Annotated in this window: 18 protein-coding genes and 1 tRNA gene; 7 read left to right on the forward strand and 12 right to left on the reverse strand. The window is 35.1% G+C overall.

The window, feature by feature from the left end:
• Positions 1-756 (forward strand): tyrosine-type recombinase/integrase (locus ACFIKE_RS01745; protein ID WP_375648259.1); only part of this gene is annotated, 756 nt, incomplete at its 5' end.
• 56 nt (positions 757-812) lie between these two features.
• On the opposite strand, the gene ACFIKE_RS01750 is transcribed toward ACFIKE_RS01745, so the two are convergent.
• From ACFIKE_RS01750 to ACFIKE_RS01765, 4 genes are all read right to left on the reverse strand, one after another.
• On the reverse strand, positions 813-1,112 hold the full coding sequence (locus ACFIKE_RS01750) for a HigA family addiction module antitoxin (protein ID WP_330168901.1): 300 nt from the start codon (positions 1,110-1,112) through the stop codon (positions 813-815).
• Positions 1,113-1,130: 18 nt separating this feature from the next.
• Positions 1,131-1,412 (reverse strand): type II toxin-antitoxin system RelE/ParE family toxin, encoded by a 282-nt coding sequence (locus ACFIKE_RS01755; RefSeq protein ID WP_375625915.1) that lies wholly within the window; start codon positions 1,410-1,412, stop codon positions 1,131-1,133.
• A gap of 712 nt (positions 1,413-2,124) precedes the next feature.
• Positions 2,125-3,024, reverse strand: coding sequence for a septal ring lytic transglycosylase RlpA family protein (locus ACFIKE_RS01760; protein ID WP_375625793.1), 900 nt, complete (start codon positions 3,022-3,024; stop codon positions 2,125-2,127).
• Between the two features lie 562 nt (positions 3,025-3,586).
• Positions 3,587-3,662: transfer RNA gene (locus tag ACFIKE_RS01765), tRNA-Lys, on the reverse strand.
• Positions 3,663-4,611: 949 nt separating this feature from the next.
• On the opposite strand from ACFIKE_RS01765, the gene lexA reads away from it, so the two are divergent.
• Positions 4,612-5,325 (forward strand): transcriptional repressor LexA, encoded by a 714-nt coding sequence (gene lexA / locus ACFIKE_RS01770; protein ID WP_375648260.1) that lies wholly within the window; start codon positions 4,612-4,614, stop codon positions 5,323-5,325.
• A 457-nt stretch (positions 5,326-5,782) separates the two neighbouring features.
• Positions 5,783-7,096 (forward strand): 30S ribosomal protein S12 methylthiotransferase RimO, encoded by a 1,314-nt coding sequence (rimO, locus tag ACFIKE_RS01775; protein WP_375648261.1) that lies wholly within the window; start codon positions 5,783-5,785, stop codon positions 7,094-7,096.
• A gap of 531 nt (positions 7,097-7,627) precedes the next feature.
• Here the strand turns inward: rimO and ttcA are convergent.
• The 4 genes from ttcA to ACFIKE_RS01795 all read right to left on the reverse strand — a co-directional run bounded on the left by ttcA (position 7,628) and on the right by ACFIKE_RS01795 (position 11,216).
• Entirely contained in the window at positions 7,628-8,503 is an 876-nt protein-coding gene (gene ttcA / locus ACFIKE_RS01780) for a tRNA 2-thiocytidine(32) synthetase TtcA (RefSeq protein ID WP_375648262.1), read from the reverse strand.
• A gap of 267 nt (positions 8,504-8,770) precedes the next feature.
• Positions 8,771-9,388: a 30S ribosomal protein S4 gene (gene rpsD, locus ACFIKE_RS01785; RefSeq protein WP_273722651.1), complete on the reverse strand. Its 618-nt coding sequence runs from the start codon at positions 9,386-9,388 to the stop codon at positions 8,771-8,773.
• 170 nt (positions 9,389-9,558) lie between these two features.
• Positions 9,559-10,386: a glutamate racemase gene (murI, locus tag ACFIKE_RS01790; RefSeq protein ID WP_375625785.1), complete on the reverse strand. Its 828-nt coding sequence runs from the start codon at positions 10,384-10,386 to the stop codon at positions 9,559-9,561.
• Positions 10,386-11,216, reverse strand: a complete 831-nt coding sequence (locus ACFIKE_RS01795; protein ID WP_375625783.1) for an RNA methyltransferase — start codon at positions 11,214-11,216, stop codon at positions 10,386-10,388. Before ACFIKE_RS01795 ends, murI begins: the two co-directional genes overlap by 1 nt.
• Positions 11,217-11,500: 284 nt before the next feature.
• On the opposite strand from ACFIKE_RS01795, the gene sfsA reads away from it, so the two are divergent.
• From sfsA to radC, 3 genes are read left to right on the forward strand one after another with little or no spacing between them, the layout of a single operon-like run.
• Entirely contained in the window at positions 11,501-12,217 is a 717-nt protein-coding gene (gene sfsA, locus ACFIKE_RS01800) for a DNA/RNA nuclease SfsA (protein WP_015856408.1), read from the forward strand.
• Entirely contained in the window at positions 12,210-13,040 is an 831-nt protein-coding gene (map, locus tag ACFIKE_RS01805; RefSeq protein WP_375627344.1) for a type I methionyl aminopeptidase, read from the forward strand. The genes sfsA and map overlap by 8 nt, the downstream gene beginning before the upstream one ends.
• 17 nt (positions 13,041-13,057) lie before the next feature.
• On the forward strand, positions 13,058-13,852 hold the full coding sequence (gene radC, locus ACFIKE_RS01810; protein WP_375625778.1) for a DNA repair protein RadC: 795 nt from the start codon (positions 13,058-13,060) through the stop codon (positions 13,850-13,852).
• Positions 13,853-13,894: 42 nt separating this feature from the next.
• Here radC and ACFIKE_RS01815 read toward each other — a convergent pair whose 3' ends face one another.
• The 4 genes from ACFIKE_RS01815 to ACFIKE_RS01830 all read right to left on the reverse strand — a co-directional run bounded on the left by ACFIKE_RS01815 (position 13,895) and on the right by ACFIKE_RS01830 (position 16,830).
• On the reverse strand, positions 13,895-14,107 hold the full coding sequence (locus tag ACFIKE_RS01815) for a DUF3126 family protein (protein ID WP_375628388.1): 213 nt from the start codon (positions 14,105-14,107) through the stop codon (positions 13,895-13,897).
• 613 nt (positions 14,108-14,720) lie between these two features.
• The gene (locus tag ACFIKE_RS01820; protein WP_375627342.1) at positions 14,721-15,494 is read right to left on the reverse strand and encodes an alpha/beta fold hydrolase; all 774 of its coding nucleotides are present in this window, start codon (positions 15,492-15,494) and stop codon (positions 14,721-14,723) included.
• Entirely contained in the window at positions 15,491-16,003 is a 513-nt protein-coding gene (locus ACFIKE_RS01825; RefSeq protein ID WP_375648263.1) for a DUF192 domain-containing protein, read from the reverse strand. The genes ACFIKE_RS01820 and ACFIKE_RS01825 overlap by 4 nt, the downstream gene beginning before the upstream one ends.
• Positions 16,004-16,254: 251 nt before the next feature.
• Positions 16,255-16,830 carry a cold-shock protein gene (locus ACFIKE_RS01830; protein ID WP_015856414.1) on the reverse strand — a complete coding sequence of 192 codons (576 nt, stop codon included), beginning with the start codon at positions 16,828-16,830 and terminating at the stop codon, positions 16,255-16,257.
• A 324-nt stretch (positions 16,831-17,154) separates the two neighbouring features.
• Here ACFIKE_RS01830 and ACFIKE_RS01835 point away from each other — a divergent pair, with 324 nt between their 5' ends.
• The gene (locus ACFIKE_RS01835; RefSeq protein WP_375627340.1) at positions 17,155-18,288 is read left to right on the forward strand and encodes an ABC transporter substrate-binding protein; all 1,134 of its coding nucleotides are present in this window, start codon (positions 17,155-17,157) and stop codon (positions 18,286-18,288) included.
• Positions 18,289-18,391 lie beyond the last annotated feature (103 nt).

The following is an 18,391-nucleotide window of genomic DNA, read 5'->3' on the forward strand; positions in this document are numbered from 1 at the left end:
TATCGAATTCTGAATAATGTTTCTAAACATATCGGTGATCGTGCATATAAAAGCATAAACAAACAACACATTCTTGATGCAGTAGAAAGAAGACGAGAGACTCCCGCAGCGGCAAGACATTTTTTAACGGCTTTAAATGGTCTTTTTAATTGGGCGGTTGATAATGATCTTTTGAATAGAAATCCTGCTTTTAATATAAAGCCGCCAAAATCCTTTAACGCAGAAGGGTTCATACCATGGTTAGAAGAAGATATTGACAAATATTATCATCGCTGGATGCTAGGAACGCATGAACGTGTATGGATTGACGTCCTTTTGTATACAGGTTTACGTCGTGGTGATGCCGTTCGTATCGGCTGGAAAGATATCACAACAGATAATATTATTCATTTAAAAACAGAAAAGAGCCAATTTAAAACAGATGTTTTTCTCCCGATTTTGCCAGAACTCGCAGAAACACTTAAAATTGGACCTATTGGAGATGAAACATTTATTTGCGGTAAAGAAGGTAAAAAACTGACCAAAGAAAGTTTTGGTAATCTGTTTCGTAAAGCTTGTAATGCAGCAGGTATTAAAAAATCAGCGCATGGATTGCGAAAATTAGCAGCAACACGTGCAGCAAATGCTGGTGCGACAGTTTCGCAAATGAAAGCGCTTTTTGGCTGGACAGAAGATAACATGGCATCCCTCTATACCAAAACAGCCGATAGAAAACGACTTGCAACAGAAGCAATCAAAAAACTTCAAAAAAGTTAGAAGCATAGTTGACAGTAAGAAAACAAACCAAAGCCCCATCAAAATTATGAATGAAATTAATGCGGCGTTTGAGGTGCATCAGAAACCAGAGGAGAAATAGGTGGTTGTGTCTGTTGCATTGTTTGCCATAAATTATAATTCGTTTGCATATCCAGCCAAAATTTTGCTTTACTAAAACCAGCTAGTTCTAATTTCACTGCAAGTTCGGTACTCATAGAGGCATGTCCGTTAATCACTCTTGATAGAGAAGCTCTTGTCATATGGAGATGATCAGCTAACTTTTGTATTGTTATCCCCATTTCTTCTAAGAAAGCTACTTTTAGAACTTCGCCCGGATGTGCGGGGTTATGCATCATTTGTTTTCGTTCCTTTCATCAATGGTAATCTTGATAATCAACAAGCTCCACATCTGTTCCTATAAAGCGAAAAGTAACACGCCAATTTCCATTCACCCATATGGAATAATATCCCGTAAGTTCACCTTTAAGAGGATGCATTTTAAAGGCAGGCGCTTTCAACATTTCAGGCGTCGTAGCACTTGTTAAAGCTGTCAAGATAACGCGTAATTTTTTTACGCGATTTGGTCGAATAGCTTTTGTGGAACCCGTTGTATAAAATAATTTTAAGCTCTTATGTTTGAAACTCACAATTGCGATTACCGCCCCTTATCGTATATCGTCACTATACGATCAATAAAAATAAGAGTCAAGCGCCCTGCTAGCAAATCCAGTTATCTAGATAAAATGATTGGGTATAAGCTATAAAAAAGTTAGGGATAGGTAGAAAATAAGTTAAAAGAATCAACGGAATCAAAACTCCCGAACTTTTATATAACCTATTGATTTGATTAAATATTAGCTGGGAGTACGTGAATTGGCAATTTAAGTGTATTTTGTTTGAGACGCTCTGTTTTTCGTGAGGGGACTTACTCCATTAAAGAATACGATAAACAAAAGCATGAGGTAATGCATAATCTCTTCATAAGATATTACCGTGGATGCTTTGGAAAGCTGCAAAAACGAATCAAAAGAAAATATTTTTTTACTTTTTAAGCTTTTTATTCCTCTCAAATTGATTGTATAGTTGCTTTGGAAATTACACAAACAGACCCGATACAATAATCTACCCTCGTCTAGCAAAAGCTATTACAGCAAGAAAAGTAGGCGCTTTATTAAGCAAGCAATATCATAAAACGACCAATAGATCAGCAATGGAGTGGAAAGGACGTACTGAATTTATAATAGCACCCAACCACGCTTTTTTAAAAGGATAACGCGCTTTAAGATGAAAACCTTCCACTAATAAATCCGTAAGTTCTTATCTTTTTTACTAGAGAATTATATAGATAAAAAATCAACGCATTTTTTCTTAAAACAGCTGTAGCCAATTGACCTTTGTTTTTTTGTTTAGCTTATTTATAGAAGCAACTTGATCGAATGGCATCGGCTTATCAACCATGATAGGACCAATTTCTGGCAATTTAACTGCAACAGTTTTATTACGTTGTTCCTGTTCAACAGCAGCTGCTTTAGCTAATTCTTCTTTGTTTCCTGTATTGCGCTTCTCTTTTAACAAAACAGTTTCTCTTTTTTTCAAAGCATTTTCTGACGCTAATGAATATGAGGCAGCATTTCCAGGAGTATAAGAGGCCATTAAATATGCACCATCATAATAGCCAACGGGTGCTTCAGCAATATATTCTACTTTAACATCTGTGACCCCCCTATCTACATACCCCAGTATTGCCGCAGCTTGCCTTGATAAATCAATGATTCTGTCTTTCATAAAAGGTCCGCGATCATTCACTCTAACAATGATTGAAGATCCATTTTTCAAATTAGTAACACGAGCATAGCTAGGTAAAGGCATTGTAGGATGAGCAGCAGTCAAAAGATTCATGTCATAAATTTCACCGTTGGCAGTTAAACGTCCATGAAAATCTGAACCATACCATGATGCTTCGCCAACACGTTTATAAGTCGGATCATTTTGAGGATAATACCACTTTCCTTTTATTTGATAAGGTTTACCAACAACAGCTCGTCCACGCTTTTTTTCTTCCGATTGTTTCTTCTTATTGGATACTTGTTGAGGTAGGACAGAAGTGTTCACGTCAATTGGTTTATTATGATAGGAATCTTTTATTGAAAAATTCATAGTTTGGCTTGCGCAACAAGATACCAGTGACTGAGAAATGACGATCATAGAAAACAATTGAAGTGTTGGTTTAATAATAAAAGTAAATTTCTTTTTTCTATTTGAAGGCATCTATTCAGTCCACTTATTTCTGTTAAGTACTACTGTAAAAACCACGTCACGCTGTCACGCTTTTTGTACGCGACGGAAGAATTTACGTTTTTAAATGATTTCCCTCGCGCATATACCACTCTTGAATTTGTCCCTTTTATCAAGAAATTAACACATTGTTAACCTTTTTATGATTTTCGTAAGAAATAAATGTACTATAGTAGATGTTAAAAAGAATAAAAAATAAACAAATCAACATCTTATAGAAAAGTCATTTCATAATATAAACTGTGAATAAGTGGTGATTTTAGCAACTTGTTTTGCGAATCATGTAATGCAGTAGGTATAAAAAAATCAATCTATAGATTGAGAAAAGGAGCAACCACATGTGCTGCCAACATAGGTACAACCGTATCGTAAGCTTAAAGCTCTTTGTTGTTGGACAGGAGACAGCATAGCATCGCTCTATTCCAAAATATCTGATAGAAAATGACTGGCTATAGAATCAATAAGAAACTCCAAAAAGAATCAAAACAAGAAAGATTCTTAAATTTTTGTATAGTCTATTGATATTATTTAAAGTTGGTGAGCGCGCAGGGATTCGAACCCTGGACCTACTGATTAAAAGTCAGTTGCTCTACCAGCTGAGCTACGCGCTCTCACACAAGCTATCTAGTTTGGAGACTATCTAATTTGCAGAAAGTGAAGGGAACATACGGTTGACTTTTCATTTGGTCAACACCTTTTGAAGAAAAATATTATTATTTTCTTCAGTTATCAATAATTTTCCGGTTTCCCTCCCTTTTTTCATCATTGTATAGGTACTCTTTAATCTTCTTTTTGAAGTTTCAATCAAGGAACAATTTCACTGCGAAATATTGCATAGATTCGAAGCGCTAAAATTATAAGAAATTACCCCTTCCCTCACATGGCTTGTTGAGCATAATGGATAGAGAAGAAAAATACTTTTTACTGTAATATCATTTTCTCACTTGAGTGAGAGATCTCAAATACTGTGAGATTCTCTCATTTCAAATCTGTTTATCTTGAAACAATAAAAAGCATTTTTTTGACCGATACAAGTGAGAGAATAAAACTATAAAAAAGAAATGAAAATACCTTTTATGCCTCCTTTCAATAACTAAAAATTATCGCAACATTAGGGTTCAGTAAAATAGTATATAGCGGTTGGCACGTTAGACCTGAAAATGGGATAATGAGAAACAATTGCATTTTGAGGGTGTGATTTTTATTCATGCATAATGAATATATAACGAAAGCCAATTTATTCTATAGAATAAAGCAGACATGAAGCAAAAATTTAGTGTTGGATAATTCAGTCACAGCTATAGAGTACTTTTATACATTGTTTAATATTAATGTAGATATATAATATATAAATAATAATTTCATAAAATGATTAAAGTAAGTTTTATATAAATAATAATTTAAATATGTCTATAAATAAATGTATTGCTTCATTAACTTAAATTATAAGATCAAAAATAAATAAAATAATTTTGATTTTGCGAGAAAAATTTGTAAAAGTGTTATATATACATGTATTTTTACTTTACTCCTTTTTTATTATTTTGATTGGAATATTGAATGCTAACATGTAAACAATATGAGCTACTCTTGTTTATTCATAACCATATAAAAGAAACAGGTGTTCCTCCTTCTTTTGAAGAAATGAAAAATGCATTAGAACTTTCTTCAAAGTCTGGTATTCATAAGCTCATTATAGCCTTAGAACAACGAGGGTTTATACGTCGTTTACCCAATCGCGCTCGTGCAGTGGAAGTGATTCGACTCCCTGAGAAAATAACATTTAATCTTTCTTTAGCACGTAAAATTTCTCCCAATATGATAGAAAGAAATAAAAGGGAAATATCAAAAAGCTTGAGTAACCTTGACAACTTTGATGAAGAAGAAAAAAAAAATATCACCATTCCTATCATGGGACGTATTTCTGCGAGCGTGCCCGCCTCTGCTATACTACAACAAATAAACACTCTTTCTCTCCCACGCAATATGGTTAATAAAGGTGAGCACTACGCATTAGAAGTTAAAGATAATTCTATGATGGAGGCTGGTATCCTTGATAAAGATACGATCATTGTGAAACGTCAAAATACAGCAATAACAGGTGAAATTATTGTTGCGTTTATTGATAAAAAAGAAGCCACATTAAAACGTTATCGACGCAAAGGCGCTTCTATTTCATTAGAAGCCGCAAATCCTCATTATGAAGCACGTACATACGAATCCGAGCGTGTAGAAATACAAGGTAAACTTACCGGACTTATTCGCAAATATTAAAAATAAACCTTATAGTACGCGATAGATATCGCAATAAGAAGCTGTTGAGTATTTTTTATTGTGCCACACGCAGTTGATTTCCTCTCCACGGCCAAAGGATGCCCCAATTCGGTCTATAAACAATTCAGATCCTTATCGAGCGGGTTTCATTTTCCCTTCCCTCCATGTCCTTCACTTACGCAAGGCGTGACAAGTAAGCTTTAAAATATTCACCACGTACTTTATAAAAGAACTTGAATGCTTTGAAGGAAGCAGCCTTATATCATCGTCCTCAATAAAAGAATTTTACGATATAATAAGATAAAATTGTATGCATGCATAAAAATACATAAAATTTTGTAGAAAAAAATCAAATAACTTTGTAACAGATTGTATTGCATAGGTATAAAAATAAAGAACATTATTTTTAAGTTATAAAAAGCCTAACTCAATCATTCATAGTAATTGTAGGATCATCATGGTAGCACCTCGTATTAGTTTTGTCTCCCTCGGATGCCCAAAAGCACTCGTAGATTCTGAGCGAATTATTACACGCCTTCGCTCTGAAGGGTATGAAATTTCACGTCAACATCAAGGAGCTGATGTCGTTATTGTGAATACCTGTGGCTTTCTTGACTCGGCAAGGAGAGAATCATTAGCCAATATTGATGAAGCTCTCAAAAAAAATGGAAAAGTTATTGTAACAGGGTGTCTTGGTGCTGATCCTGATGTTATTCGCCAAACGTATCCTAATGTATTGGCTATTACAAAACCGCAAGCTTATGAAAGTGTTATAGAAGCTGTTCATACAGCAATTCCTCCTGTTCATGATCCTTTTCTTGATTTAGTTCCTCCCCAAGGTATTCGTTTAACACCTCGCCATTACGCCTACTTAAAGATTTCTGAAGGATGCTCTAACCAGTGTAGTTTTTGTATCATCCCTACTCTGCGTGGTGATCTCACTTCACGTCCCATCAGCGATGTTCTTCGTGAAGCTGAAAAACTCGTGCAAGCGGGTGTAAAAGAACTTTTAGTTATTTCACAAGATACAAGTGCTTATGGTATTGATCTTAAATATCTCGAAAATTCTTGGAAAGATCGTACAATCAAAACAAAATTCTTTGATCTTTGCCGCGAACTAGGCGATATGGGTATTTGGATACGTATGCATTACGTTTATCCTTATCCCCATGTTGATGAAGTTATCGAACTTATGGCTGCAAAAAAAATTCTTCCTTATCTGGATATTCCTTTTCAGCATGCATCACCAGCTGTTTTGCGTCATATGAAGCGTCCTGCACTCATAGAAAAAACAAACCGTAGAATTGAAAAATGGCGAAAAATATGTCCAGATCTTGCTTTGCGATCAACATTTATTGTTGGTTTTCCTGGTGAAACGAATGAAGATTTTAATATCCTGTTAAAATGGTTAGAAGAAGCAAAAATTGAACGCGCTGGGTGCTTTAAATATGAAGAAGTAAAAGGAGCCGCCGCAAATGATTTGGGATTAGAAAATATTCCTGAAGAGGTGAAAGAAAATCGCTGGCATCGTTTTATGGCAAAACAACAACAAATTTCCACACATCTTTTAAAGAAAAAAATTGGAAAAAGACTCCAAGTTCTTATCGATGAAAGTCAAGGAAAAGTTGCCAAAGGTCGTAGTCAATATGATGCTCCAGAAATAGATGGTGTTGTCCATATATCATCACGACGCCCGTTGCGTGTTGGTGAATTTGTCAGCGTTAAAATTGAACAGTCGGATGCCTATGATCTTTATGGTGTAGCAGTTTGAAAATTTAACTTCTTCCCTGTCCTCAATGATGAAGATTTCTATCGGCATTGGTTTATAAAAAGATCAGCTACTCACAATCGAACTTGATCACTTATGTAACTCACTTCATAAGAATTCACGAGCAATCGTTACCCTGAATGTTTCTATACACTAATACCAAGCAGTTATATATTCTCTTAATTTAATGCCTTAAATGAGCCTTAAACGACGATGACGGCGGCGCAAAAGAATAAAATCCACAAGGTTCACCATTTTTACTTAACAAAAGAGCAAATCGACAATCGTACTATTTTCCCATTTTTCATATTGCGACAGTTATTAATAAGTGAAAGGAAACTTTTTTCAATAGTGTTTTATGCACACAAAAATTTCCTTTGTGATATGCAGGCGGATGTTTTTTATGGATGCAATATAAGAGAATTTGAAACAAAATAATCTTACGGTATTTAAATTAAAAAACATAAATTATCATTATAAATAAGTATCTTATCTTAAACTCTTTGAACTTATTTTTTTAATATCTAATCTTTATTAACAGGTCTTAAAATCAAAGAATTTCTTATCAAGCAAATGACTTGGGCGTACATTTGTTAAAGCGCGAATCATCGTATCTTTACGTCCTGGCATTTGCCTTTCGATATTTTTCAGCATTTCTTTCATTGCATTACGTTGTAAACCATCTTGACTACCGCAAAGATTACAAGGAATAATCGGAAATTGCATTGCTTGAGAAAATTTTTCCATATCCTCCTCAGCTGCATAAACAAGAGGACGTAACACAAAAAGATCTCCTTCATCATTTTTAAGTTTTCCAGGCATGGCAGCTAATCGGCCACCGTGAAACAAATTCATAAAAAATGTTTCTAAAACATCATCACGATGATGACCTAAAACTAATGCAGAACATCCCTCTTCACGTGCAATACGATAGAGATTACCACGTCGTAATCGAGAACAAAGTGAACAATATGTCTGCGACTCTGCCAATTTATCTGTAACAATGGAATAAGTATCCTGATATTCAATACGATATGGAATTTTATAAGAACTTAAAAAGTCTGGAAGAATATGCTTAGGGAATCCTGGTTGCCCTTGATCAAGATTACAGGCAAGAATTTCAACGGATAAAATCCCTCGCCATTTTAAGTCTAAAAGAAGCGCTAATAAACCATAAGAGTCTTTTCCACCCGATAAAGCAACAAGCCATTTTTTTCCTGTAGAGAGCATAGAAAAATCATCCAAAGCTTGTCGCATATGACGCAAAAGTCGTTTGCGCAATTTATTAAATTCTACGCTTGAAGGAGCAACACGAAACATTGGATGACAACTATCTGCTTCGCTTATTAAAGGATCATCTCTCCCTTCGTTTTCTTCTATTGCCTGATATTCAACTGAAACATCATTCATAATACCATATCCTGCACAATAACAGCTCGTTTTGCAAAGATAAAAACAAATATTAAAGCAAGCTTACATTTATGTTTTTTGAATTCATAAATTAGATACACAAAAAAGAAATGGAACTATATAAGTTTATGGCTATAAAACATAGCAATAAACTTAATATAGAACCATTCACAAAAAAACACTTATTAACTTCAAAGATTGTAAAAACAACACAATATTTTGAAGTTATAATAATAGAAGAGAAAAACAACTTCTCTTGCAGAAAAATTATCGAGAATAAAATTCAACAACCAAATTAGGTTCCATTTGCACAGCATAAGGAACATCTGCAAAAGCAGGAATACGCGTAAAGGTTGCTTTCATCTGTTTATGATCTGCTTCAATATAATCAGGGACATCACGTTCTGCCAATTGCACTGATTCTAAAACTAAAACAAGTTGTTTTGATTTTTCCCGAACCTCAATAACATCACCAGGTTTACAACGATAAGATTGAATATTTGTGCGCCGACCATTTACATTAACATGACCGTGATTGATAAATTGGCGAGAAGCGAAAATCGTAGGCACGAATTTTGCACGATAAACAACAGCATCCAAACGCGATTCTAACAGACCGATAAGATTTTCACCAGTATCGCCCCGTCGACGAGCAGCCTCTTCATAGGTTTTATGAAATTGTTTTTCTGAAATATCTCCATAAAACCCTTTCAATTTCTGTTTAGCACGCAACTGCACCCCATAGTCAGAAAGTTTTCCTTTACGACGCTGTCCATGCTGACCTGGACCATAATCACGACGATTGACAGGAGATTTTGGACGACCCCAAATATTTTCTCCCATACGACGGTCAATTTTATACTTTGTTGTTTCGCGTTTACTCATCGCATTTCCTTATAAAATAAAACACGAGATCTTAAGATCCCAAGGAAACGCGCCCTCCTCTGCCTTTAAATACTAAAGACTGACAGAATACCTTAACATATTAATATGCAAAGTTATCCACGGGACACGTCAATTAATGCTATTTTCTTGAAAAAATAGCTAGATCATCATTATTGGTCTCGTAACCCAAAGTCAACTCCTTTCATGAGTTTTAAGCCAAATCCTTTAAACAAATTCTCCGTTAAAGAAGTGATATTTTTCGATGTTAACAACGCAAAATCTTGATATTTCTTTATATATTGATCGTGTACTTTTTCCGACAGTGGTAATAATGATCTGATATGTTTGGCAATCGCTTTCGCCGGATCAATCCACTCAACGGACCATAAAGCATGTTCACGAAAGAAGTTAATCAAAAAAGGATAATGTGTGCAGGCTAAAACAATAACATCAGTATATTGTCCATTTTTTTCCACAAAACATGGCAGGATTTCTTTTCTTAACTCTTCTGAATCGATAGATTTTCCCCGTAAATAATCTTCAGCAAATCCAGCCAGTTTTTTACTTCCCACAAGCTGAACATGACACTGTCCAGCAAAAGAGTTAATTAATTCATTTGTATAGGCACGTTTAACTGTTCCAGGAGTAGCTAATACGGAAATAAAACCAGATTTTGTTTGTTCAGCAGCTGATTTAATTGCAGGAACCGTTCCTACAAAAGGGACATGAGGAAAATTCTGTCGTAAATCTGCCATCATCAGTGTAGAAACGGTGTTGCAAGCAATCACACATAAGGCTGGATTGTAGCGTGTTAAGAGATTTGTAAAAATCTTTAAAATACGCTCTTTCAAAATATTTTCTTTCCAATTTCCATAAGGAAATCCTGCATCATCAGCAACATAGATAAACTGCATTTCAGAGATAAGAATACGTGCTTCCCTGAACACTGTTAAACCACCAATACCGCTATCAAAAAAAAGAACAGGTCGTTCATCCATTAATTTTCACACTTATTTTTATTTTTTTTACGATCACGCTCTTCAGGTGCTCTACTCCCCCGTGGATATTGTGGCGAAAAATGATCCAAAGAAGATATAATGCCTCGTAATAAACGAACCTCAGGTTCACTAAAGTTAGCGCGCGTAAAAACAGAGCGCAAATTTGCAAGCATTACTTCTTTGCGCTCAAGGGGTCTAAAATACCCACGGATATTCAAAGCCTCTTCTAACTGAGATAAAAAACCATGAAATATTGTTTTATTTGCAGGTTCCATCTCTGCGGCACGAAATGCCGTATCACTGACATTCTCTAGACCTGTTTTCATCCATTCGTAAGACATCAAAAGAACCGCTTGCGCAATATTAAGTGACGCAAAAGCAGGATTAACTGGAAAAGTAATAATTTCATCAACAAGGCTGATTTCATCATTTTCTAATCCCCATCTCTCTCTTCCAAAGACAATACCTGTCTTATGTCCGATACTTTCACGCTGACGTAATACGTTTGCTGCTTCGACAGCACTTTTTACAGTTTTAAATCCGCATCTTTCACGTGCTGTTGTGGCAAAAACATAGTGTAAATCTGCAATTGAATCACGCAATGTATTAAAAATCACAGTGTTGTTAATGACATGATCAGCTTTACTTGCAGCAGCTATAGCTTTTTCATTTGGAAACATTTCTCGAGGTTTGACTAACCGAAGCTTAGAAAGCCCAAAATTTGCCATTGCCCTTGCGACCATACCAATGTTTTCAGGAAGCTGCGGTTCAACTAAAATAATAATGGGACCATTTGTTAAATTTTCACGATTCTTATTCGTTCCAGCCATCAATCTTACCTAGTTTCACTTAAACTATCTCCCTCTCCACTATTTTTTACGAAACCTTCTTCACAGTACTCTAATGCTGTTTAATAATAAATTATAGACAATGTTATCTTTTCACTCAAAGATAATAAATTTTAAAAGCCATTAAAGTGAACGATGGAATTTATAACAATTTATATAGGATATCGTAGCGTTTTTTACATCAATTTTATCTTTTTTATAAGGAATAGCTCCTACAAATCATAATCTCAGTTGAATTATGAAATCATAAATCCTAAAAAAGGGATATGCATTTTATTCCCAAACTTTTTCCTGCAAAGCTTATCCGTCGTTATAAACGTTTCCTTGCGGATGTTCAACAAGATGATCAGCATGTCCTCACCGTGTCTGTACCTAATACAGGATCAATGCTTGGATTAACAGCTTTCAACTCCAATATCTGGCTTTCATATCATAATAACATCAAACGAAAATATGCCTATCAATTAGAAATTATTGAAGCCGATAATACTTTGGTTGGCATTAATACTGCTTTACCCAATAAACTTGCATTAGAAGCAATTCAAAACGGATTACTACCAGAATTAAGTGGATATAAAACAATTTTAAAAGAACAACGCTATGGAACACAATCACGAATTGACTTTCTTTTACGTGATGACATTCTTCCTGACTGTTACCTAGAAGTCAAAAATGTTCATTTTATTCGTCAAAAAGGATTAGCAGAATTTCCTGATAGTAAAACAAAACGTGGAGCACGTCACCTTGATGAGCTCATAGGAGTTGTACAACAAGGAAAAAGAGCTGCTATGCTTTATATTATTCAACGAGAAGATTGCGCAGCTTTTACAATCTGTCATGATCTTGATCCACTCTATGGACGTAAATTTGATTTAGCATTAAAATCAGGAGTAGAATGTTATGCTGTAAAGTGTCACGTAAGTGTAGAAGGCATTTTTCCGATTCAGAGAGTAAAAATAGAAAACAGAAAAAACAATGACTGAGTATATCGAATATAATAAAATCCCTTTAAAATTTAATGGAAAAATCCGCATTTTCGATGATTATGCTTTTGCTAAAATGCGTGAAGTTGGTCGTATTGCTGCAGAATGCCTTGATGCGCTTACGGATATTATTAAGCCGGGCGTTACTACGCAAGAAATAGATGATTTTGTATTTATTTTTGGTGCTAGTAGAGGAGCACTTCCTGCTGATCTAAATTATCATGGATACAGCCATTCATGCTGCACATCTATCAATCACGTTGTCTGTCATGGTATCCCCAATAAAAGACCTTTGCAAGAAGGCGATATTGTAAATGTTGATGTAACCTTTATCCTTGATGGTTGGCATGGAGATTCAAGCCGAATGTATCCTGTTGGAAAAATTAGACGTGCAGCAGAACGCTTGCTAAAAATAACCTATGAAAGTCTTATGAAAGGAATCGGTGTCGTTAAGCCTGGAGCAACGACAGGTGATATTGGGGCAGCCATTCAACAGTATGCAGAATCTGAACGCTGTTCAATTGTGAGAGATTTTTGCGGACATGGTATCGGCCAGCTTTTTCATGATGCACCCAATATCCTCCATTATGGAAATCCTGGAGAAGGAATAGAATTAAAACAAGGTATGATGTTTACAATTGAGCCTATGATTAACCTTGGTAAACCACAAGTTAAGATTTTATCTGACGGTTGGACTGCTGTTACCCGTGACCGTTCTCTGACAGCACAATACGAACATACAATTGGTGTTACAAATGAAGGGTATGAAATATTTACACAATCTCCTAAAAATATTTTTTATATTCCAAATTCGCATACCTAACGCAATGTAGAGATGTTATGGCTAAAAAATTAAATCAAAAGGAAGATACTCAAAGTAATCACTTTGCATTAACATCGAGTTCTCCACTCACCCCAGTATCAGAAAGAAAAAGTGAAGAGCCTCAGAAAAACGCACAGCTTCATAAACATTATCAAGGACACCGTGAGCGTCTTCGGAAGCGTTATTTAAAGTCAAAAGGAAATGCAATCGAAGATTATGAATATCTTGAATTATTGCTTTTTCGCACAATACCCCGTGCAAACACAAAACCCATAGCTAAAAATTTGATAGCGCGCTTTGGTTCATTAGCTGATGTGTTGGGAGCAGACATTCACCGACTTCAAGAAATTCCAGGATGTGGTCCCGCCACTGCAATTGATTTAAAAATTATTTCAGATGTTGCTGGACGTCTTGCTCGTGCGCAATTGTTTAAACGCGATATTTTTTCATCATGGGATAAAGTGTTAGCTTATTGTAAAGCTGTTATGGCTCACGAAACACGTGAACAATTTCGTATTTTGTTTCTTGATAAGAAAAACGGCTTACTTGCTGATGAGGTGCAACAAACTGGAACCATTGATCATACACCTGTTTATCCTCGTGAAGTTATTTCTCGAGCTTTAGAGTTATCTGCATCAGGACTTATCTTAGTCCACAATCACCCCTCTGGCGATTCCACCCCCTCTGATGCAGATATAACAATGACATATAGATTAAAAGATGCAGCAAATGCATTAGGCATTATTATCCATGACCATCTTATTATTGCACGAAATAACCATACGAGCTTTAAAGCGTTAAAACTTATATAAATCTTATGGGATAAAAAGATTCATTTAACTATGAATAACGAATCATTTTTCTAAATCAATATCTAATATAGCCATTGAGAAATTATAGGAGAGCTCATCTTCATCTTCATCTCGATAGATAATGCCTAAAAACTCATCTCCCACATAAACCTCACAAGAATCACTCTTTTTAGGCCGTGCTCTGACTTGCAATGCTGAGTTTTGGAATATATTTTTTAAATAATTATCAAGTTTTTTTATTTCATCAGCATTCACTATGCTCTCCTGTTTTTTTGAAACGACTAAAATAATTGCGTGTCGCGCAAATAAGACACTCCCATGATTCTGTAAAGTCAGTAAAAAATCTTAATCTAAGCATTTACTTAATATTACATATATCTACAACGTTCTTTATACATTCATAAAGAAATTTTACAAAAGGTCTATCATTATTAAATATACCCGTATAGATTAAAAAATGGCAAAAAACTGTATATTTTTAATAATTTTACTTTATCTCCAATTTTAGCATCTGCGTTTAGAATGCATATTCGTAAGAAAAATTGATCAATAATTTCTAATTTTTTTCTTTTATAAAAAATACAAATAACAATACTTTTTTTATTTAAAACTACATTTTTTAGCAAAAAATATTATTACATCATTCAAAAATAATTCTTTTTAATAAATTTTAAAGTATAATTATCTAGCCTTAGAAAAATTACATCTCTAAAAAATATAAAAAATAAGCTAATAAGAGTTTATTTTTCTTTCCATTTTTTATAAAAACTTATGTCACAATAGAAAAATTTTTAAATAAGCTTTTTTCAATTTATACGAGATAAAAATACTGAGTATTTTTATAAATGCTAAGACCTATGAAGAATGCTTATCTTATAGGATAACGAGAAAGAAAATCTATAACACCTTTTTTATAAACTTTATCGCCTACAGCAAGCATATGATCTCGACCAGGAATTGATAAAGCTTCACCACAAGGCAATAAAGCTGCTAATGGCTCTGCAGCACCGCCAATTTCATCTAATGAACCAACGGCAACAAGTGCAGGTTGCTTAATTTTGTAAACTTCAGACGCCGTTAACTCCTGTTTTGATGTAATGATACAAGCAGCAAGAGCACGCCTATCGCTTTTCGTTTGATCTGCAAATTTACGGAACATTAAACCGCGCGTATTGGTAATGGTAGAAATATCTTCTGCTAAAAGTGCCTCAGCAACAGGCTCCCAATTTCCCGCTCCCGTTACCATACCAATACCTAAACCACCAAAAATAACACTGTGTACATATGTTGGATGCAAAAGAGCCATGAAAGCACTAATACGAGCCCCCATAGAATATCCCATAACATGGGCTTTAGATATCTCTAAATGCTGTAGTAACTTTATTGCGTCACCAGCCATAGCTTGAGGTGTATAAAAGACAGGATCATAACTTTTAACTGAATCTCCGTGACCGCGATTATCAAGAGCAATAACACGATATCCTGCTTCAGTGAGAATGCGAAACCAACCTGTTGCATACCAATTCACTCGTGCAGAAGATCCAAAACCATGGATCAACAAAACAGGTGCGCCCTGCCCTTCTTCTCGATAAGCAAATCGCAAACCATTATATTCAAAAAAACGAATATCTTCAGCGGTCATTTTTTATTGCACTTCCCACAAAGTACAGGATGAATAACACGTTGCCCTTTTTGTATCTTTTTTTCAGAAACTTCACCAGCGTTGATCTCAAGTGCAAAAGCTGCAGGAACTTCTGATGAAATGGTATTTGTCGAAAATGGAGAAGTGTTTTCAATAATCGATACAATAATTCCCTCAGAGTTTAAGAAAATCATATCTAAAGGTAAAGGCGTATTTGCCATCCACATAAAAATTTTCTGTTCATCTCCCGATTGAGAACTTTTTAGCGGCTTAAAGAGCATTGCACGATCGCGTGGAAAATCAGTCCGATACATTAAACCAGCTGCTGCTTGAGACGGCGTAAAAGCAACCTCTACCTTATAAAAAACCGTACCTTGCTTTGTATGTATTTCTAAAGGAATCGGATGAACAGGAATTTCTATGGGCTTTTTTGCTACAACAACACGCATTTCTAACATAAAAAGCATTACCAGTAAAACAATATACCGCTTTTTAAAAGGCTTTAACATTCTTGTCTCCACCACAGAAAAATTTAAAATTTTGTTTCTAAAATAAAAAGTACCAGAGTTTAAAAGTCAAAAAAATAAGAGGATTGCTTCCTTGTTGTTTTCTATTTTCTTTCAACGTAATATGCGCAACTTTCTCCATTTGGTTTATGGATTCACTAGAGTCATATTCTCTTTAAAAATCTACCCTATAGCAATTTACGGAATAACCACCTTTAAAAACATAGAAAACATACTGTTTTCATTCGTGAAATTCAATGTGTCGCTAAAGGAATGCCTATATCCGGATAAATCTCTGCTGTCATTAAACCTTTTTCTCCTTTACCAAAACGTACAAGAACAACTTGGCCAGAACGAAGCTCTGCTAAACCAAAACGGCGCAACGTTTCCATATGAATAAAAATATCTTCTGTTCCTTGCCCACGACTAAGAAAACCGTATCCTTTGTCACGATTAAACCATTTAACAATTGCACGTTCTAGTCCACTTTCTGGAGTAACAACAACATGGGTACGGGCTGGAACTTCTGATGGATGAATTGCTGAAGAACAATCTATGGATTTCACCTGAACGCACTTTAACCCTCTTTCAGTTTTTTCCACAGCACAAATAACTTTAGCTCCCTCCAAAGCTGTTTGAAAACCATCTCTTCGCATTACCGTAACATGCAATAATATATCGGGGAAATGAGGTAAATCAGGTACAATAAATCCATATCCCTTACTACCATCAAACCACTTAATGACACCACTGATTTCGATAATCTCCCCACAAGCACCTATACTATCTTCAGATAGGGGACAATCTTTTAATGCATCCTTACTCGTCATAATAACGTGATCCTGTAGCTTATAAATTGTACGATATTGATTCTCTAGGTTTAAGTAAACATTGCTCTTGTATCAACACGCAAGCCCCAAGATAAGATTTCCCCATATTGTCGTATCTTCTATGTTAATGTCAGAGAATATCAACATGAATATTTATAAAACTATTTGATTGTAAGCTTTACATATCTTACAAGGAGTGCCCTACAAAAGAGGTTATATGAAAGGTTTTTTTACATAATGATATTTTCATAAATGTGTAACTTGCATGATGAAGAAGTTCAATATAAGGTGAAAAAACAACAATTCAATTAAGGAAAATGCGCAATGCAATTGAAAAAAATCCTTACGACAATCACAGCATTCATGGCATTTACAGCAAATGTTTATGCAAGTGAACCTATCAAAATTGGTGTTTATCTTCCATTAAGTGGTCAAAATGCATTTGGAGGTCAGCTTGAAATTAGAGGTATAGAATTAGCCCATAAAAAAATTCCAGAAATTTTAGGACGTAAAGTGGAACTTGTTATTATTGATAATAAGTCTGATAAAGTAGAAGCGGCTAATGCTGTTATGCGTTTAACAGCAAGTGAAAAAGTAAGTGGAATCATTGGTAGCTATGGTTCCTCACTTTCGTTGGCAGGTGGTGAAATATCTGAAAAAGCAAAGACTCCAACCATTGCCACTTCCTCAACGAGTCCTCTTGTTACACAGGGTAAAAAATATTATTTCCGCGCTTGTTTTATTGATTCCTATCAAGGGGTGGGAATCGCGACTTATATAAGTCAAACTTTACACGCAAAAAAAGCAGCTATCCTCAAAGATATTTCAAACGATTATGCCATTGGTCTTGCAAGCTACTTTATGCGTGCTTTCAAAAAATTAGGTGGTGAAGTTGTCTCAAATTTAAACTATAATTCCGGCGATCAGGATTTTTCAGCTGTTCTTACGCAAATTATCGCGCAAAAACCTGACATCTTATTCATTCCATCTTACTTTTCTGAGGGTGCTATCATTATGAAACAAGCGCGAGAATTAGGAGCAAAGTTTCAAATTATGGGTGGAGATGCTATGGATAATCCAGAAACCATTGCGATTGCAGGAAAAGCTTCAGAAGGTTTCTTACATACGACACTTCCCTATAGTGAGGATATGCCAAATATGTCAGTAGCTGCGCAAGAATTCACAGCAGAATGGAAAAAAGAGTATCCTGACCAAGAGCCGAATATCAATTCTGTTTTGGGATATACGAGTTATATGATGTTCATGAAGGCTATTGAAAATGCTGGTAGCGCTGATCGTGAAAAAATTACTATCGCTCTTAGCAAATTAAAAGATTTTCAAACCCCCTTCGGTGATATGTCAATGGATGAAAATCATAACCCTAAGATTCCTATTGGTATCATTAAAATACAGGATGGAAAACGTGTTTATTTAGAAGAGGTTAAACCTGCTTTTTAATTAAAAAGTTTTACTTATTAAAATGCAAGAATTGGTTGAGGATCTTTTTCTCAACCAAAAACTTAGAAATTTCTTGTTATCCTATGTAAATTAACAAATGTGG

Source organism: Bartonella sp. MU70NMGDW (genome assembly GCF_042194085.1).
Lineage (GTDB): Bacteria > Pseudomonadota > Alphaproteobacteria > Rhizobiales > Rhizobiaceae > Bartonella > Bartonella grahamii.

What these genes read in the sequence shown, in the direction of transcription:
- sfsA (WP_015856408.1), top strand. Translation starts at nt 11,501, where the DNA reads ATGCATTTTATTCCCAAACTTTTTCCTGCAAAGCTTATCCGTCGTTAT.
- ACFIKE_RS01795 (WP_375625783.1), bottom strand. Translation starts at nt 11,216, where the DNA reads ATGGCTGGAACGAATAAGAATCGTGAAAATTTAACAAATGGTCCCATT.
- rimO (WP_375648261.1), top strand. Translation starts at nt 5,783, where the DNA reads ATGGTAGCACCTCGTATTAGTTTTGTCTCCCTCGGATGCCCAAAAGCA.
- lexA (WP_375648260.1), top strand. Translation starts at nt 4,612, where the DNA reads ATGCTAACATGTAAACAATATGAGCTACTCTTGTTTATTCATAACCAT.
- ttcA (WP_375648262.1), bottom strand. Translation starts at nt 8,503, where the DNA reads ATGAATGATGTTTCAGTTGAATATCAGGCAATAGAAGAAAACGAAGGG.
- ACFIKE_RS01750 (WP_330168901.1), bottom strand. Translation starts at nt 1,112, where the DNA reads ATGATGCATAACCCCGCACATCCGGGCGAAGTTCTAAAAGTAGCTTTC.
- rpsD (WP_273722651.1), bottom strand. Translation starts at nt 9,388, where the DNA reads ATGAGTAAACGCGAAACAACAAAGTATAAAATTGACCGTCGTATGGGA.
- ACFIKE_RS01820 (WP_375627342.1), bottom strand. Translation starts at nt 15,494, where the DNA reads ATGACCGCTGAAGATATTCGTTTTTTTGAATATAATGGTTTGCGATTT.
- radC (WP_375625778.1), top strand. Translation starts at nt 13,058, where the DNA reads ATGGCTAAAAAATTAAATCAAAAGGAAGATACTCAAAGTAATCACTTT.
- ACFIKE_RS01830 (WP_015856414.1), bottom strand. Translation starts at nt 16,830, where the DNA reads ATGACGAGTAAGGATGCATTAAAAGATTGTCCCCTATCTGAAGATAGT.
- ACFIKE_RS01760 (WP_375625793.1), bottom strand. Translation starts at nt 3,024, where the DNA reads ATGCCTTCAAATAGAAAAAAGAAATTTACTTTTATTATTAAACCAACA.
- ACFIKE_RS01825 (WP_375648263.1), bottom strand. Translation starts at nt 16,003, where the DNA reads ATGTTAAAGCCTTTTAAAAAGCGGTATATTGTTTTACTGGTAATGCTT.
- ACFIKE_RS01835 (WP_375627340.1), top strand. Translation starts at nt 17,155, where the DNA reads ATGCAATTGAAAAAAATCCTTACGACAATCACAGCATTCATGGCATTT.
- map (WP_375627344.1), top strand. Translation starts at nt 12,210, where the DNA reads ATGACTGAGTATATCGAATATAATAAAATCCCTTTAAAATTTAATGGA.
- murI (WP_375625785.1), bottom strand. Translation starts at nt 10,386, where the DNA reads ATGGATGAACGACCTGTTCTTTTTTTTGATAGCGGTATTGGTGGTTTA.